This window comes from Moorena sp. SIO4A5 (genome assembly GCF_010672005.1).
GTDB lineage: Bacteria > Cyanobacteriota > Cyanobacteriia > Cyanobacteriales > Coleofasciculaceae > Moorena.
Map to the genome: position 1 here is coordinate 37,314 of NZ_JAAHHZ010000028.1, position 17,944 is coordinate 55,257.

The following is a 17,944-nucleotide window of genomic DNA, read 5'->3' on the forward strand; positions in this document are numbered from 1 at the left end:
TTAAGTAATGTAAGCTATCAGCTATCAGCTATTAGCTTAAGCGCTACGCGCACGCTACTTGAGGTGCTATCAGCTATCAGCTATTAGCTATCAGTTATCAGTTATCAGTTATCAGCTATTAGCTATTAGCTATCAGCATATGCCTTAAGTCACAGCGTCGTTCGCACAGCGTGGCCAAACGCGCCCCGCGTGGCCTAAAGGCCAAGGCCAAAGCCTGTGCCACGGTACTTGAGGTGCTTTTGAATAAAAGAGTAAGCTGAAGGCTGACGGCTGACCGCTGATGGCTGACCGCTGACCGCTGATGGCTGACCGCTGACCGCTGACCGCTGACCGCTGACCGCTGACCGCTGACCGCTGACTGCTGAATTATTACTCAAGAATTAACTTCTTAAGAAAGTTCTTGACTTTGGTTACTGGAGATTTTTTAAGTTGTAATTTTTCTCCTGGTCGAGCCTTAAATAATGTGGAATGATCGCCACTCTTGGAAAGCTCTTCAGCTGGTCTGCCATTGCTGTAGTAGTAAAGTGCCAAGGATTTCCGAGTCCTTCCTTCTGGACAAGTTAATGGCTCAGGATGTCCGTGATAGGAAAAATCGGTAGTACTGAATATGACACATCGGTTGAAGATGGGGAGAATTTTTTTCTGAGACTGAGTCATCTCTTGATCCCACATTTCAAAATAACCACCATAGTCTTCTTTCCAATCTTTGTTGAGATAGATCAGAAGATTTAAGCGGCGGTCAAGGCGCAATTTTGTATGGCGATTGAAATCAGCATGGATTTTTAAGTAACCACCTTTTTCGATCTGATGCAAGCCACCACCAACAAAATGAGGATCAGGGATGATTCCATCAATACCAGTTAAGGTTTCTAAAAAGTTAAGGAAAGTTGATGAATTGAGCTGATACAGAAAAAAACGGGTGTATTCTCCCATTTGTAATTCCGATTTTGAAGCCAGTTTTTTTTCTGGGGCAGCCTCAAATTTTTGCCAATCAATTGCATCAGCTTGAGGAAACTCATTCAGAATATTATCTAGAATCTCTTCTGGAAAGAAGTTATCCATGATAATGTGTGGGAATGGCTCAGCCTGGGCGTAGGCTTCACAATGCTCCTTCGCAAAGTTAGTTAACTTTTCCGGGTCTAGGCAATAGTTTAATTTTGAATCCATTTTGTTATCCATTGTTTATTTTATAGTTTTTATTCTTAATTAAGAATAGCAATACTAAATAGAACGTGATAATTTTTGTTACCTACTCCCTGCTCCCTGCTCCCTGTTCCCTGTTTTAAAAAAGTCCACTGATAGGATATCCAAAACCCAACATATATCGAGCCCAAATCACCCACATCAGTAATGTCAACAGTAGTGAAGTAGCCCAGAGGTCTTGCTTAATAAAAGAAAGCCCTTCACGACAGAGACCATAAGTTATTACTAAATAAGGGAGAATGTCATTGAAAGCAATCACGACTACTGCTCCGAGTGGTCCATTGTCGAACCTTTGCATCAGATAAAATCCTAGGGGTATGCCAATACAAACATTAAGACTCTTGACAAGTTGACTGTAAGCGTTATAGTTTGGCTTCCCAAGAGCCATCAGAGCTTGCTGAACCGTATCAATCAATAATGCAGGCCAGATGCCTAGGGTCAAGATTGGTAACATCCAAGCCGCTTCATAAAACCTCTCATCATATAAGACAAAAATCGCAATATCTCCAAAAGCAGTACTGACTGTCAACATCAATGCTGCAACCACTAGGATAAGTTGGCGATTGTACCAAATCTTAATCCGAAAGGTTTCCCGAGGCAAGTCAGCCAGTTGAGAAAACGTTGGCAAAAGCACCTTGGAACTAATTGCCGAGATTACCTGAGAAGGTAGGTACGCTAAATTAAAGGCAACACCATAAATTCCCAATAACTCAAATGAAAACAATTTGCCTAGAATTAGTCGGTCGGCTTGGGTCGCGAGAAAGGTAAGCGCCGTTGAAATAAATATCCATTTCCCGAAGGAAAAGATGCTGTTGGCTGCCTCTTTCTCCCAGGTAAAGCGGTTTGATATTCCAGGAATTAACCAATGACTCATTACCATTTTGACCAATGCCGTCAGCACATTTCCAATAGCAAGAGCCCAGATTGTCCGATTGACAAAAGCCCAAGCGACCATCAAGATCAGGCCGGACACTTGCCCCACCAGCTCAAACATCATGATCTTGCCAAATGCCATGTGGCGGTTGAGGCTCCACACAGCAGTGGAGTTGAATCCCTCAATCAGTGGGATCACACCAATGACTGGCATCAGCCCTAACAGCTGCGGGTTATTATAGAAATGGGCAATCGGCCAAGTAATTATAAGACAAGCCACCCACAGCAAAAGGCCCCGCAAAACCTGAATAGTCCAGATAGTATTCAGAAAAACTGGGTCATCCCCACGTTTATTCTGGATGATGCTTGCACCAATCCCGACATCGGAGAATAACCGTAAGCCAATGATGAAAACGTTGGCTAGAGCCATTAAGCCGAAAAACTCTGGTGCAAGCAGGCGGGTCAGAACAAGATTACTTGCCAGTCTCAGAAACTGACTTGTTCCATAACCAGCTACTGTCCAAATAGCCCCACGGAGGAGTTGTTTTTTAAGTGATGAGGACATGGTTAGATTTCCGAGTAGGTAGACGGGATGGGTGGGGTTGCAGACTTAAAGGCATCAGATAATTTGATTAGTTTTAAAGATTGGCTCTACAGCTGATATCTGAGCATGTTGTGTAATGTAGGTACGTTACAGCTAGGTAGATAATAGTTGTTGAGCACCAGATGAATACTCCCGAACCGTATTTTGCCAGAAACGGGCTGGCTCTTGAGATGAGAAATAACGACTGATATAGTCGTGAGCATTGCGTGAAATATTGTCACGAAGTTCTGCATTCTCTAGTTCCAAAAGACATCGTGCTGCAGCCTCAGGAGTCTCGGCAGCCATAGCAGTCTTACGGTGTTCCATGCAGAAATTTGCCCCACGGGCAGTCTTACCGACTACCACAATTCCTGCTGCCATGGATTCTTGGGGAGGAAGGGCACAACCCTCAACCTCTGCAGATGCCAGGAAGACTTGTGGTCGTCTAAACTGCTTTGCTAGTTCGTGAAAGGGAAGTCCATCCACACGCTCAAATCTCCAGTAGGTACCACCTAGCTTTTGATACCATTCCTCAGTCTCGGTGATGAACTCAGGACCTTTTCTGGGAAAGGCGAAGACCAAACCTGCTTCTCTTTCTGCTTGAGGAATAAATGGAAATGCCTGGTTGTCAACTACATTGGGAACAATCTCAATTTCCTTGCCAGGATAAGTGGCTTCGCATATTTCCTTCATGAAGGGAGAGTCTGTCCAAAGAGCCACACGGCTATCTCGATAGTCAAAATCAGCTTTAACCAAAATTGGAACCTGGAGATAAGCGATCGCTGGTCCTTTGACATCATTAATCAATAGTGTCAGCCAATCAGGAATAATGCATACATCATCCGGACGACGATCTGCCCAACGGATAAAGGGTAAATCGTGAATCCCCCAAGTATTCCCAAAGGTGTTACGACCAGTCATGGTGGCAATTACTGCATCAGCCCCAGATTCCCGAGCTGCCAAGCAGTGACGCATGATATTCAGGTCTCCGCCGTTTACTTCGGATTTATAAAGCCACCTACGCCTGACCCAACTCTGAATTGGCTTTAGCTTAGGACGGCGAAGGACACGGTATATTAGCTGCCAAGTGGTGCTTGTTGAAAAGTCTGAAAGCAAAAATACAAAACGCATCAGCTAACTTTTAAAAATAAGGGAAATTATTGAAAATGGTTATCTGTTGCCCCGATTTACAATTTAAAGGCGTGAGAGCTTAGCACTCCTTGGTGGTGCCTCAATCGGAGCTTGCTTTGGAGGTAGTTCAGGATTAGATAGAAATAGGGCTGACAATTTCTTGGCTTCTGTTGCGACATCATGCCGCCTAGCAATCCGCTCCGCCCCAGCTTTACCCATTTCCTCGAGGGTTTCCACCGGGGAGTTTAAGGCTTCAGCCATTGCTGCGGTTAAGGCTTCAACAGAGCCTGGTGGCACCAGCCAACCACAGCTACCATCACTCACCAACTCAGGTATTCCGGCAACATAAGTAGTAATCACTGGACGACCCAGGGCTAAAGCTTCCATGAGCACGACTGGTAATCCTTCCGCAAAGCTGGGCAGTACCAGGGCTCGTGCTGCTAAAATTTGTTGCTGAACCTCAGTATTACTAGCCCAGCCAGTAATCTGAATGTGGTCTTGCAAACCCAACTGGGCAATAGTTGCTTCAATTTGCGATCGCAACGGTCCATCACCCACTAGTACCAACTTGAACTGCAAGCCCTCAGCCGCTAACTGATGCGCCGCTTCAATCAAGAGTAGATGTCCTTTTTGTTCACTGAGGCGACCAACGCAAACTAAGCGTGGCACCTCTGGTATGGGGGTATGGGGTTTACTCAAAAACATCTCATCCACACCACAGTGGATCACATGGATTTTTGACCACTGATTGTGGCTGCACCATCGATAAAGCTGGCTTTTGCCAAAGGAGCTAACAGCGACCACAAAAGCAGCTCGGTTGATTTTTTCTCTTAAGGCGAGAAGTTGGGATTTATCAAACTCTTCTGGACCATGAACTGTGAAGCTGTAAGATGGTCCACCGAGAGCATGACATAACATAGCTACTGTAGTTGAGTTTGTTCCGAAGTGGGCGTGAACCTTCTCAATATCTGACTCGGAAAACCAACCCAGCACAAGGCAAGCCTCAGCTAAGTAGGCTAGATGATTCAAAACTCCTCGGTCTGAACCCCAGCCGATTTTGAGGGTCAGCCCTAAGGTCTTCAAAAGACGTATCGGTCTGGTTAAGGCAGTGCGTAATAGGCTAAAACACAAGCCCACGATGCCAACTCCTAAGACAAATCGAGTCTTCTGTAGCTCTAGTTGATCGGCTTGATCAACTAGTTCAGAGGCGCAGGAACGGATAGAAAAACGTTTGACTTGAATACCGCAAGCCTCAAGGCCTGCAATCTCTCGCCGGATGAAGCTGTGACTTACCTTAGGATACTGATTAACTAGATAGGCAATTGTCATCGTGAACTCGGGGCAACGGTATGTCTGTTTCTATGAATTCGTAGTTCGTAGATTTACACCTTATCTAAGAGATGGAATAGATCGAGAAAAATCCTCAAATGTTTCAAGGGATGTAACGCCTTCATTAACATCACCTGATTAGGCTCCATTGTCCGTACCAATTTTGCCGCCTCCTCAGGCGAAAGCAACTTTGGTGGCAGTATGTTCCTAATTGTTCTTACTAAGTGTGAACTCAGAATCCGGATTGCGATCGCATCGGGGATAGGTAATATCGTATCCGGCAGAATTCGTTTTGGTGGCAGGTTGAACGCGATTGCGTGGCCTTTTGGCCAAGGTTGTCTGTCAGAATGAAGAATGTAGAATTTAGAATGCGCGCATTCTTCATTCTTCATTCTTCATTCTTCATTCTTCATTCTTCATTCTTCATTCTTCATTCTTCATTCTTCATTCAAAAATGGTGAACAACCGATTAACCTTCAACAACCCATGTTCTAGGGTGAGACAGTCAAGGAAGATGGTTGAACACGATTAACTACTACCCCCAGACAAGTTAAGCCAAACCTGTCTATTTGATCGAGGACTTGCTTGAATTGAGATTTCTTAGTTCCTCTTAATCCGACCACCATCAAGATTCCATCTGTATTGGCAGCCAGGAAATTGGCGTCTGTATAGTTCAGTAGATTAGGAGTGTCATAGATAACCAAGTCAAATTTTTCCTGAAAATGCCCCATAATCTTTTCCATGCGAGTAGACCCCAGCTCTGGAGCAGATTCTACTAAGGATTGCCCAGAAGTCAACACAAAAAGATTATCTGAGAAAGGCGATCGCTCCATCACAACCTCTAGGTCGTTTGATAGCAAGTCCCTCAGTCCTTGCAAGTTCTGTAAATTCAAATTGGTGTGAAGTTGAGGTGAATGGAAATTAGCATCTACTAATAGAACTCGCTGACCTCTGGAGGCTGCGATGTGCGCTAGGTTTAAGGCGACACTAGACTTACCATCCCCAGCCATAGCCGAGCAAATGGCGATGGAGCGAAGGGGTGGATTACAGAAGCGGAAATGCATGTTAGTGTAGAGAGAGTCGAATGCTTTTTGAAATCGACTATCCTCAGAACTTCTGTCCTCATCGTTGTCATAATCTACACTCAAATTATTGAATAGTTCAGGATTTTTACTAAATGGTATTTCTCCTAAAACAGGTAAATTATGGCCTTCTTCAATATCCTTGATTTCATAGAAGATATTCCGATACTTATCATAAAGGAGAACTGTACCCATCCCTAAGCTTAAACCACCCATAACTCCTAGAAGTATCAACTTATTCTGACTAGATTCTGCGATCGGTTGACCGGTCGGATCGCGCAAAAGCTGAGGTTGAGAAACTATCTCCCAAGGTACTTCCCGTTGAGCTTTCTCCACCTGCAAGGTCTCTTTCTGAGTTTCCAGTTGGTTGAGAGTTTGAGTAGCAATTTGTAACTGCCGCTGTAGATCATTATACTTACGGACAAAAATCGGGAATTCTTGGACTTCGCGATCAACAGTGTTTTTGGTTTGTATCAGAGCCTGATTACGAACCTGTAGTACCTCAATTTGGTTGGTGGTATCAACCAATTGTTGAATCAGTTGTAAACGAATTGGATTTTGAAGGGTTCGCACTCGGGGGTTAATCGGTTGACCTCCTAAGTTCTGACCCAGAATCCGTTGTACTTCCCGATTGAGAAGGTTTTCTAGGTTTTGCCGTTGCTCTAGTAAGGTTTGAATATTAGGGCTCTCTAGCTGAAAGCGGGCGGATTCTATGGCAATTTGACTTTCTATTTCTTTAAGATCCGCCAGTAACTTCTGATAGTTAGGATCTTCACTCAAGGCAGAAGAAGCTAAAGCTTCCGTTGGCGATAGCTTTAATTGTCTTTGTAAGCTGTTTTTTAAGTTGATTAGCTCTTGTAGCTGCCTGGTTGTATCTCTTTTTTGGTCGCTAATTTGACGAACTTTATCTGACAATTGTCCCCCATCAAATTGAGGTTCAATTAGCTGATACTGCTGTTGCAAATTTTGCAACTTTCCTTGGATACTCTTAACTCGATTCTGTAATTCAGGAAGTTGATCATTAATAAACTTAACCCCTTGACCAATGCGGGTTGTGCGGTCTTCTAAACTATACTTTTCATATTCTTCAGCTGTTGTTTCTAAGACCAACTCTACTAGTTTGGGATCTGTCCCACTATAACTAACTGATAGGATTTTAGTATTTTCACCTTGACTTTCTTCTTCGAGACGTTCAACTGTTAAAGAATACTGAAGTAGTCCAAGGTTAAACTCTGGATACTGGAATTTAATTTTATTGACGATTTTAGATAAGATTTCAGGACTGGTTAGGATTTTAATTTGAGTTGCATAGTCCAGTTCAAAATTTCTCTCACCAGGTATTCTTCCCTGACCCCGAGTAAGTGTCATTGGTTCAGTGGATATTGCTGCAGCAGATGTGACTGGTTCCACTAACAGCTGAAAATTACCTGAATATGTAGAGGGAGATTTGCTACTCAAAAAGGTAGCAGCAACAGTCACTAAACCTGCAATCCCTGCAACCACCATGGCTTGGCGTCGGGCAATCCTCAAAAGCGGACCGAGATTTAATCCTTTTTGAGGAGTATTTAACTCATCTTGCTCGTTTAATGTTATTTGTTGCAATTGTCTGCCCCTTTTACTAGTTGATAAGGTTTCAGCCCCCTGTTGTATATCCAAGAGGATGCTAATTTTTGCAGGGAGACACTAATAATTACCAACTCTCAGGGCAATAATCCGGATTGTCCAGGTTTATAACCCTGTTCACATCGATGCTATAGTTGATCGATGTCGAAGAAAAATTTATCAATATTCCGGAGTGCCCTCAACTCCTTTTATTTCGGTTATTTATAGTCTTTTTTTTTTCAAAAGACTTTGGTAATTTCAAAATATTTTTATATTAATAAATGTCAAAATATTTTATACCAATTATGTAAATTAATTTGACAGATTAATTTAATATTAAAATATCCTGATATTGCTCTTGATTATTACTTTTAATACTTGGGATTATTCCCCGCTTAAATTATCTTTTAATATACACTTAGGATGCTAATTTTTTTGATTTATAGCAGTCGCCAGGGCAGTTAGGACATGACAAAAGTCTCAAACCTAAGTAAGCGCAAGAGTTTGACTTCTGACTTCTGACTTCTGACTTCTGACTTCTGCTATATTTTGTGGTATAAATCTCAAATATTTATATCCAAAATAGGTAAGCCCAAGGATAATTACTTGGGCTAAATTATGGTATTAAAAATTTAATTAACCCGGATTCTCAAACAATTACTTAAGAATCCTATACCTAGGCTAAAGAAAAGACCAGAAATTGATCTCCCCTAGTAGAATCAGTTGATTAGGATGATGGGGTATCGACTGCATCCCGCTCTGTGCGAATCCACTTGGTCTGAGGTTCCACCAGAAAAGCCAGATAGAGGGGAATTTTCCACAGAATGTAAATTGGAACAGCTAAGAGCATCAGGATCGGAAAGTCTGCTCGGCAAAATTTAGCCCAACCTTCAACAATCGCAATTAACAGCAGCACCCCTTCTATTAGTAACACAATGGTACTTATCCATGATGCTCCCAATGCTCCCCCGAGTAAAGCTCCCCCTGTAGCAGCTACCCAAATTAGAACCAATAGGGACAATGGTGGCACACATAAGTCTAATGCGTACGCTAATAGATCGAAACGTCTTTGACGAATAGACTCTTTGAGCAACTTAGGAACTTGGTTTAGCAAAGTCTCGATATGACCATGCTCCCAGCGTGACCTTTGACTCTTTGCTGAAGCGTCTTTCATCAGACGACCTGTCACTCCTGCTTGTTGGCAATATATTGGGGAATGTCCGATGATCGCTAAATCCAAAGCCAACTGCATATCATCAACTGTTTTACTGCCAGCCAAAGAGATTTTGCGAATCACTGACCAAGGGAACGCCATTCCTGAACCTGTTAACAAACAAGGCAAGCCCAGTCGATGTAACCCACTCGGACGGACTGTATTTTTGAATTTAACCGCCAGGGTAGAGATCAAATCCTTTACTACCGGTTTGTCTGGTTGTGTCATTAAGTAAGTTGACTGAACCGGTCGTTGTCTAGCGTACGCAAGGCGGGAAATCCGTGAAATCGTTCCTTCAGTAACGATACAGTCTGCATCAACCACCACCACTACATCCGGTGGATTAGGCTCGATAAAGCTCATACCGAAGTCTAAGGCATATCCCTTACCTCTGCGCTCATGATCCTGTCGTTCAATTACGGTAGCACCAGATTTCCGAGCCACTGCTGCGGTGTCATCAGTGCAATTATCAGCAATGACTATTAGTCGGTCTTGCTCCGTAAGCTGAGGTAGTAATGTTTCCAGGGTGGCACTGATATCAGAGGCTTCATTGTGAGCTGGAACTAAAACAGCCACCGTTGGTCGGGGTTTCCTAGCATCCGACCATGGCTCAGAGGCATTAGGCAAAATTGCTGCACTACATTCAATAAAAAGAACTGTAATTGGAACGATAAGGGCAAATGCTATTACCAAAAATGGAATATCAATAAATGAGATTAATGGCTGATTAGCTAACACAATTCAACATCCTTAAAGCTTAAAATAAGTTATTTTTTTTTAGGGAACAGGGAACAGGGAACAGGGAACAGGGAATAGGGAATAGGGAATAGGGAACAGGGAACAGGGAACAGATAAGAGGGTTAATTTAACAAAAATAAACCTTTTGTTTCCATCATCATTAATAGGAATAATAGACTATATATTAAATCCAATAAATAATCGCTAATTAGTAAACTATAACCAGCTCTAAACTAACTATAAGTAAGTTATATAATTTTCTTTAAAGTATAATAAAAACCTAATTAGCTCTATTTAATAATGTTATATATCACCTATCACCTATCACCTATTACCTATCACCTATTACCTATTACCTATTACCTATTACCTATTACCTATTCTCTCTTCCCTGTTCCCTGTTCCCTGTTCCCTAAAATCCAGAAATTGTCTACCTCATAGCTATGATAATTGCTATATCTAACTGTTACTATTAAGTACAGTTTTGTACTCAACCAAGTTACTACGCTGTCCTAGCAATCGATTTAGGTGAAATTGAATCTGACCCTGGACCTGAGGAAACTTGCCGATCATGCAAGAGAGACTATAAAGTAAAGCATCTGTTGAGCTAAAACCTGTCTGGGACTTATGACGATAGATCCGGTAAGTCATCAGAGGATAACCCAGCAACAGCAATAAGCTCAAGCCATGGGTGAGCCATGCGATCGCAAATACTAACAGGGGTAAGAGTAACCCCCAGAACCAAATGCTCCGGCTTTCTTTCACCCAATGGCGTTCTGGAGTGTGACCGTGTAACCAGGCTCCCTCAGCGTAAGCATGACCTGCTCTTAAGAACCGTTTCCAGCACTGACTAAAACGTGTCATTTGGGCATCATGCCAAGTCATTTCAGCATCTAGGCGAAAAATCTTCCAACCCCTCTGGCGCAGCCGCAAGCACAGTTCCGGTTCTTCACCAGCAATTAGGGTCGGATTAAACCCTCCGACTTGTTCAAAAGCTTCTGTGCGCATCATTGCATCACCACCACAAGCGGAAGCTTCACCTACTGGTGTATCCCACTCCATGTCGCACAATCGGTTATATATAGATTTTTCAGGGAAGCGCTCTCGTCGGCGACCACAGACTACAGCGACATTAGGGTTGGCTTCCAGTTCCCCTTGAGCATAGTCGAGCCATCCCGCTACTACCTCACAATCCCCATCCACGAATTGGACAAACTTAAGATTTGGCTCTAAATGTTTAAGATAGATATATCCCGCATTCCTAGCACGAGCTGCAGTAAACGGTTTAGATAGGTCGAGTCCAATTACTTCTACCCCCAAAGAATGAGCGATTTCCACACTGTTATCTGTGGAGCCAGAATCGACATAAACCACACGAGCGGCGTTCTTAATTACAGACAGTAGACACTGACGTAGGCGTTCACCTTCATTGCGTCCAATCACAACTAATCCAATTTGCTTCACACCTTGGGGTTTGTATTCTACAGCTGAGAGAGTGTTCATCGTTTAACTGCTTTGAGAATTTAGCTCTTTTCTTGGACGAGGCAAAGAATTGAAACGTAGAGGTAGCACTGAAACGCTGTTTCCCTAACGCTCTCGTTGTGGGTGAAAGATTTTAGCCAGATTAAACTGTAGCAGATTCACCCTTGTACAGCTTTCTAGGGAAGTTTACAGGATCAGGAATTTTGATCGATAAAGTCTATCAGGGCATCATACTTGGGTGAACTCTTTTGGTATACATGTTCTAAAGCCCCCCAGCTTCCCCATTTACTCGGCTTCTTGATATCAGAAAAGTGCATAAATAAGCCACCGTTCTGATTCTTCCATTCATTCAGGAGTTCTGTATAAATTTTGTACATTTTTGGATGTCTATTAAGCTCAATGAAAAACTCAGTTAGTTTTTGATTATCGGACTTGACAAGATGTTGACCACCTTCGTAAGCCACTAACTGTAGTTTTCTTTTAGCTGCTACTTGTTGATGATACTTAAAAATTTTATCAATATCACTTAAACTCTCATAGTCTTCTTCTGTGGGAAGTAAACCCCCGGATTTGATCTGCTTAAACGCTTTTGACACTCCGCCATCGGGTTCATTCAACCAAGATTCTATGGTGCTTTCATTTTCTTCCGCGTTTAAGCTGCCATTAAAATATCCCGCGATCGCAAAAGCATCAATACTATGTTGATAACAAGGAGCATTACCCTCTGCTACCCACAGAGGACAATCTAAAACAGCATTTTCCAAACCAAGCCACACGGTATGGGTAGCCATAACAGACACAACTTGATTGCTGTCACTACCAAATATATTTTTCCAAATATCAGACATTTGAGCAGTACGCATGCCATACCATTGCATGTATGCATCTCCTTTATCCTTGCCCCACCTAGCTTGACCTTGAGCTAAGGCATAGTTAGCTTGTTGGAATTGCCAATTCCACACTTCATTAGACAGTTCCACATAAACCTTTAGATTTGGATCTAAGGTATCTTTAACTATTTGGGCAAAATTAGTGATATAGTCATCTGTAGCTTGATGGGGCATATTAAACCATGGATCAGCACCAATGCGATTGGCTAGTTTAACCATGATTTCTACAGGTACACCTTTACCGTAAGCGTAGGAGGCATCATCTACTTTTGGTCTATTTGCCCATTCCCTTTGCTTAGAATGATTGGTTTCCATCCAGTCCATAAAACGGATGGCTTTAAATTTTTTAATTTTATTGATGAATTCCGGATTAAAAAGTTCAGACTCGTAAGTATCTTCATCCTTAGCTTGAACAACACGAATGTTGCGAATATAATTACCCGTGTTATTAGGATCCGTAGCGGTAATTATTAAATAGATACTAGCCCCGGATGGCGTTACATTAATTACATCTCTTCCTGGCCTTGACGCTACCTCATCTTTGGTGGCATCAAACTTATATTCTATAGTGCCTTCTCCATCGTATAAAACCACATACTTTCCAGCTGGATAATTTTTCATCCCTGTAAAAAGTAGTGTAGCCACACGAGTATATTCAGGAGGAGCTTCTGGAGCAGGTAAAGACTTAACCCAGCCCTGTTCGTCTAAATCCAGTTTATCGTATTCCTCAGTATCCCACGAACCACTACAGCCTGTTTCTCCAGAGACACATTGAGTAATCCATGGTCTCGACGATTTGAAGGCATCTAAGAAAGGAAGTTCAGTTGACCAATCAGCAATTCCATTCAGGTTAGTTCCTAAGTTACTAGTTTTATCCAGAGAGTTTTGAACCGTTGATTTACTGAAAAAAATATTAATTTTTTGATAAAATTGTTCAGGATGTGTTGGATTAAGCGCAATGAATAAAGTTAGACAAAAACTAAAAATAAATAATGTAATTATTTGGTTTTTTGTGAAAACTATACTGTACACTAATTTTAACTATCAGGGCTAGCAAAACTGACTTGATAATTGGAAGTTATTGGTAAGCTGACTTCACTCAAGTAGCGTTCGTGGCACAGGCTTATAGCCTGTGACGCACGCCCATTAGCTGACTGCTTACATGGCTGGTAATTATCACCACTAATATATACTTAATAAAAAACAGCTATCCGGATTTTTGGTCTAGAGATTTTTATCAAAAGCTTACGCTATATATGAATTTAAGTTAATCTTGTTATAAAGTTATAATAACGAGAAGGATTTTTAGAAATCCATAGGTAAAGATCAAAGCAGGGGTATAACGGTAAACTTAGCTGTTGTATAACATAGACCAAATCGAGTTTAATGTCACTCTAAGACTTGCCAAGATTCACGAATGCCCCTGGTTAAGTTGCAGGTTGCATCTCCAGTATTAACATTTACTTTCAGAGAAATGAACAAGCCCGTTATTGCCATTGGACTAGATGCAGCTGAGCCCTCTGTCCTTGAGAAATGGATGTCTCAGGGACATCTCCAGACTATGCGTCGTCTGCGCGACCAGGGAACCTATGGACGCCTAAAAAACTTTGAAGCGTTTAGTGCAGAAACCCCTTGGACAACATTTTTGACTGGCTGCTCGCCTCACACAACTGGGTACTGGTCTCCCTTGGGATTTCGAGAAGGTAGCTATGAGTGCTACACCAAGGCCGCCTATGACTATAGTGAGTATCCTCCATTTTATGCCCTGGGTGAAGATTATCGAGTGGCAGTTTTTGACATGCCTCAAACTCGGCTTTCTGAGAAGGTAAATGGTCCGCAGGTTTTAGCTTGGGGAGCCCATTCTCCTCAAGTAGCTAGTGGGTCTTTACCGACTTCACTGTTTCAAGAACTGGTTGACAAACATGGAGAACATCCAGGACTCCATAAAGACTATGCAGTGTGTCTTGATTTAAAAGGAACACTTCGACTTCGGAAAGTTCTTGAGACAGGGATCTCCCGTCGCGCTACTATTTGTCAAGATCTCTTGCAACGAGGTTCTTGGGACTTGTTTTTAACAGTGTTTGGCGAAGCCCATGCACTGGGTCACAATTTCTGGCAGTTGAGTCAACCGGAGCATCCTCTGTATGAGCATTTTAGTTCCCGTGTTTCAGGTGATCCAATGCTCGAAGGCTTTCAAGCCATTGATCGGGCAATCGGCAAGATTTTAGCCAAAGCACCAAAGGATGCTCATGTCGTCATTTTCTCCGCTCATGGCATGGGTCCTAACACCATGGATACCCCCAGCACGACCTTCCTGCCTGAGTTTCTATATCGCCTGAGTTTCCCTGGCAAATTTGGCCTGGCTAATGGTACTGAGTTGGGAACACCCCCTGAACCGATAATTACCAAAATGAAATGGAACTATTGGGAGCGACATCTGTGGGGTACCAAGTATGATCCTAATGCCATTAAAAGGTTTTTGAGACGAGAAATGCCCACCAAGCTTTTCAAACTAATCGAGCCATGGTTAGATTCTTCTCAAGAACCCGATCTAATCTCGCCATTCAGGCTAGCTAAGCAAACCGATGTAGTACCTTTCCAACCAGCCGCTTGGTATGCACCGGTCTGGCACAAGATGAAAGCGTTTGCCCTACCAAGCTTTTCAGAAGGATATATCCGCATCAATCTTCAGGGACGAGAACCCCAAGGATTGGTACCGGAATCGGAGTATGATGCCTTCTGTGATGAACTGATCCAAAAGCTTTACGCTCTTAAAGATGCCCGAAAAGGTGTACCGATGGTCAAGGATATCATCAGGACACGGAAGTCGCCCACTGAGCGAAATTGTAAGCTGTCTGATGCCGACTTGGTACTTGTCTGGCAAGATGAGTATGCCACAGATGTGGTGGAAAGTCCTGATGTTGGACGTATTGGTCCTGTACCCCATTATCGTTCTGGCAGCCATCGCCCTGAGGGATTTATCATCGCCGCAGGTCCAGATATTGCGTCCGGTGTTGATTTCGGAGGCGGTCATGCTCTTGATCTTCCCCCCACAATTTTGGAATTGATGGGTGCACCAATTCCTGAATACTTTGAAGGTAAGCCACTACCATTGCTAGCAAAAGAGCTTGTCAACGGTTAATATGCCTACTGCCTTAGAGTGTGGTCAGAAACGTTGCCCTCATAGTTAAGTCTTTGTAAATTAGAAATGAGGGATAAGGTAAAGAGGGGATGAGGAGATTTTTACTCCTCTTTCCCCTCTTCATTTTATTCCAAATCTCACAAATCCGACAGGAATCAATTGAACATGCTTATCATCACACGATGTATACGTTCTGCCCATGTATCCCAATTGAGAGACTGATCGTATTCCTCTCTAGAAGACTTGACTAATTGTTCATAGACTGCCCGATCACCAAAGTTATTTGCTATCACACTAGCATACTGATCACTTGAGGCAGATAACGGTAACATATAACCATTTTTGCCATCTTTAATAATTGTCGGGATTCCTCCGACATCAGTTGTGATTACAGGGAGACCAAATGCATTAGCCTCACAAATCACAATTGGTGAACAATCAGCACGAGTGGGAAACATCAAAAAATGGGATTGCAGAAATAATTGATTAAGTTCCTCTCGTTGCTTAGGATTATTTTTATTCAAAAAAGGAATGACCTTTAGCCGCTCATGCTTAATGTCATCCGGTGGCACACAACCAAGCATAACTAGCTCAGCGTCAATTCCCATGTTCAGCAGAGACATCAGAGTTTCAAAGGCAATATTTCCACCTTTTCTCTGCCAATCTTTACCAATAAACAATAAACGGCAACGGGAAGCATTACACTTGGAAAATAGTTGATCTACTGACGGGATATCATCTAAATTTGCTCCAAAGGGAATTACTTCAACTTTCTCTGGATCTGCCTGATAGTCGCTAATGGCAGATTTGGCAGCCCATTCTGAAGAATAAACTAGTTTATGAGATTTTGATAATACAGAAAATTCATGTTTTTCTCCTAGTTCAAATTCTTCTAGGTTTCGGTAAATTTTATAGTAGTCATTGTTGATTAGCTTCGGAGTAGCATCGGATAAAAAAATAATAGGAATACTAGTGTCAATTAAACTTACTTCTGCTGATGCAACAGGGCAAAAAAGTAAATCACATGGGGTTTCATTTAACTGTCTTTGAACGTTAATTATGAATCGATTAAGCTGTTCATTTTGATCAGAAGACTTGAAACCTAAAAATGAATCAATTAATTGGATAGGCTTGACTAGCTTATGCCAATAGGATACTTTTCTGGGATTGCCGAGATTAATCAACTGAAGGTCTCTTGATGCCAGAGACCTATGCATATAATAAAGGGTGCCAGAAAAAGTATTTTTATCTAAATAATTCTGAGAAGATAAAAAACCAACTCTCAAGGGCTGCATCATCGGTTTTACCAAGGTTGAATCTTGCTATCAAATGTACCGCTTCAATTATAGCTCCCTATTAGTAAAGTATTTGATGTCAAACCAGCCGTATTATTAAATTGCTTGATAATTTATTGCTCCCCAGTAGTTTACTTTTTAATGTAATCATTTTTAGGTATTTAAAACTAACTAAGCAATTTTGCTTAGTTAGCTCTAGGGTAATACGGCATTAATATTTTCTTTAAAGGTTTTAGGGGTTTCACCATACGCCTCAACTTATGATCAACATATATCATATAACAGTCAAGAGGCTCTGCTCCAAAACTTTTCTTAAATGCTATAACTCCTGGCAATCCACCACTAGGATTAAAATCAAACCAAGAATATCCTTGTTCACAAGAATCTTTGACAATTTCATACATAACTAAGTTAACTGGTCTTAGATTCAAGTATTTTTCTAAAGATGAGCCATGCCAATACACCACATGTTTCTTGGCGTAGAAGCATAGTGCTCCGCTGATAATTTCGTCTTGATAGTGGGCTAGCCAAAGCTTAACGTTAGGTGACTTAAGTTGAAAAATTGTTTTAAAAAGTTCCCAACTATAGCTACCAAGACTATTATCTCCCCATCGTCGTAATGAATCTTGATAAACTTGATAATATTCCCACCATTGATCTAGGGTAGATGCTGTAGTTACTGAAACTCCTTCCTTGATAGCTTTTCGGACTTTTCGAGCCATAGAACTACCGCCCTTTTTCCAAGTTTTGGAAATTGTTTCAAAACCCACGTCTAAGTTAATGGCGTGAGTGGTATCCTCCTCTTGTTCACTGACACAACTTAGGGCTACAGCTTTACTAGCTAGTTCATTGTAAGGATTTACTCGCCAACTTAATTTACCCCAAAAATTTTTATCGAGAAATTTAACTAGTAAAATGGCATGGTCAATGGTAAGTTCGTCTGCGGAAATCCATCCTCCAAAGGTTCCGTCTGGTGAGGATGAGTATTTCTTGATAAATTTCGGATTTCCAAGTTTATAAGAAAGGGGGATTAAAGCTCTTTTTTGATCTGAGACTACGATCATTTGAGGGTTTGGGCGAAATTCTCCTTGAGTATAGGTATTCCAGATTTCGGCCCATTCTCTTGAATGAAAATAAGTTGAATAATTGCATTCTTGCCAAATTTTATCCCATTCTTCAGCATTAGCGAGATAGGTTTTGGTAATTGATAGGCTCATTCACTACTCCTATAATTAATTTTTGTGACCATAAGTATTAGAAATGCCCTAGTGAATTCCTTGATTAATCTTGACCAAAGGTAAGACAAAGTAAGCGTTCGCGTAGCGTGACCTACGGTCAATCGCTTACCTGGAAACATCAACAAAGATAAAAATGCGATTGA

At 41.9% G+C, this 17,944-nt stretch carries 14 protein-coding genes; 2 read left to right on the top strand and 12 right to left on the bottom strand.

Going from position 1 to position 17,944, the window contains the following annotated elements:
• Window positions 1-194: 194 nt before the first annotated feature.
• From F6K57_RS10465 to F6K57_RS10500, 8 genes are all read right to left on the bottom strand, one after another.
• The gene (locus F6K57_RS10465) at window positions 195-377 is read right to left on the bottom strand and encodes a hypothetical protein (RefSeq protein WP_293067222.1); all 183 of its coding nucleotides are present in this window, start codon (window positions 375-377) and stop codon (window positions 195-197) included.
• A complete protein-coding gene (locus tag F6K57_RS10470; RefSeq protein ID WP_293067225.1) occupies window positions 370-1,179 on the bottom strand; it encodes a 2OG-Fe(II) oxygenase in 810 nt (269 codons plus the stop codon). The genes F6K57_RS10465 and F6K57_RS10470 overlap by 8 nt, the downstream gene beginning before the upstream one ends.
• 103 nt (window positions 1,180-1,282) lie before the next feature.
• On the bottom strand, window positions 1,283-2,641 hold the full coding sequence (locus F6K57_RS10475; RefSeq protein WP_293067228.1) for an oligosaccharide flippase family protein: 1,359 nt from the start codon (window positions 2,639-2,641) through the stop codon (window positions 1,283-1,285).
• A gap of 132 nt (window positions 2,642-2,773) precedes the next feature.
• Complete coding sequence (locus F6K57_RS10480; protein ID WP_293029365.1) at window positions 2,774-3,790, bottom strand: glycosyltransferase; 1,017 nt, start codon at window positions 3,788-3,790, stop codon at window positions 2,774-2,776.
• 63 nt (window positions 3,791-3,853) lie between these two features.
• Entirely contained in the window at window positions 3,854-5,119 is a 1,266-nt protein-coding gene (locus F6K57_RS10485; protein WP_293067232.1) for a glycosyltransferase family 4 protein, read from the bottom strand.
• 207 nt (window positions 5,120-5,326) lie between these two features.
• Complete coding sequence (locus tag F6K57_RS10490; RefSeq protein WP_293067235.1) at window positions 5,327-5,452, bottom strand: hypothetical protein; 126 nt, start codon at window positions 5,450-5,452, stop codon at window positions 5,327-5,329.
• 158 nt (window positions 5,453-5,610) lie between these two features.
• Window positions 5,611-7,803 (bottom strand): tyrosine-protein kinase domain-containing protein, encoded by a 2,193-nt coding sequence (locus F6K57_RS10495; protein WP_293067238.1) that lies wholly within the window; start codon window positions 7,801-7,803, stop codon window positions 5,611-5,613.
• A gap of 727 nt (window positions 7,804-8,530) precedes the next feature.
• Complete coding sequence (locus tag F6K57_RS10500; RefSeq protein WP_293067241.1) at window positions 8,531-9,754, bottom strand: glycosyltransferase family 2 protein; 1,224 nt, start codon at window positions 9,752-9,754, stop codon at window positions 8,531-8,533.
• A 300-nt stretch (window positions 9,755-10,054) separates the two neighbouring features.
• On the opposite strand from F6K57_RS10500, the gene F6K57_RS10505 reads away from it, so the two are divergent.
• Window positions 10,055-10,195 carry a hypothetical protein gene (locus F6K57_RS10505; RefSeq protein ID WP_293067244.1) on the top strand — a complete coding sequence of 47 codons (141 nt, stop codon included), beginning with the start codon at window positions 10,055-10,057 and terminating at the stop codon, window positions 10,193-10,195.
• Window positions 10,196-10,213: 18 nt separating this feature from the next.
• Here the strand turns inward: F6K57_RS10505 and F6K57_RS10510 are convergent, their stop codons facing one another.
• Window positions 10,214-11,257, bottom strand: a complete 1,044-nt coding sequence (locus tag F6K57_RS10510) for a glycosyltransferase (RefSeq protein WP_293025974.1) — start codon at window positions 11,255-11,257, stop codon at window positions 10,214-10,216.
• Between the two features lie 173 nt (window positions 11,258-11,430).
• On the bottom strand, window positions 11,431-13,158 hold the full coding sequence (locus F6K57_RS10515) for a cellulose-binding protein (protein WP_293067248.1): 1,728 nt from the start codon (window positions 13,156-13,158) through the stop codon (window positions 11,431-11,433).
• A 442-nt stretch (window positions 13,159-13,600) separates the two neighbouring features.
• On the opposite strand from F6K57_RS10515, the gene F6K57_RS10520 reads away from it, so the two are divergent.
• The gene (locus F6K57_RS10520) at window positions 13,601-15,268 is read left to right on the top strand and encodes an alkaline phosphatase family protein (protein WP_293025977.1); all 1,668 of its coding nucleotides are present in this window, start codon (window positions 13,601-13,603) and stop codon (window positions 15,266-15,268) included.
• A 155-nt stretch (window positions 15,269-15,423) separates the two neighbouring features.
• Here the strand turns inward: F6K57_RS10520 and F6K57_RS10525 are convergent, their stop codons facing one another.
• Together F6K57_RS10525 and F6K57_RS10530 are read right to left on the bottom strand one after the other, a co-directional pair.
• Window positions 15,424-16,578 carry a glycosyltransferase family 4 protein gene (locus tag F6K57_RS10525; protein ID WP_293067252.1) on the bottom strand — a complete coding sequence of 385 codons (1,155 nt, stop codon included), beginning with the start codon at window positions 16,576-16,578 and terminating at the stop codon, window positions 15,424-15,426.
• A 170-nt stretch (window positions 16,579-16,748) separates the two neighbouring features.
• Window positions 16,749-17,780 carry a GNAT family N-acetyltransferase gene (locus tag F6K57_RS10530; protein ID WP_293025981.1) on the bottom strand — a complete coding sequence of 344 codons (1,032 nt, stop codon included), beginning with the start codon at window positions 17,778-17,780 and terminating at the stop codon, window positions 16,749-16,751.
• Between the last annotated feature and the right edge of the window lie 164 nt (window positions 17,781-17,944).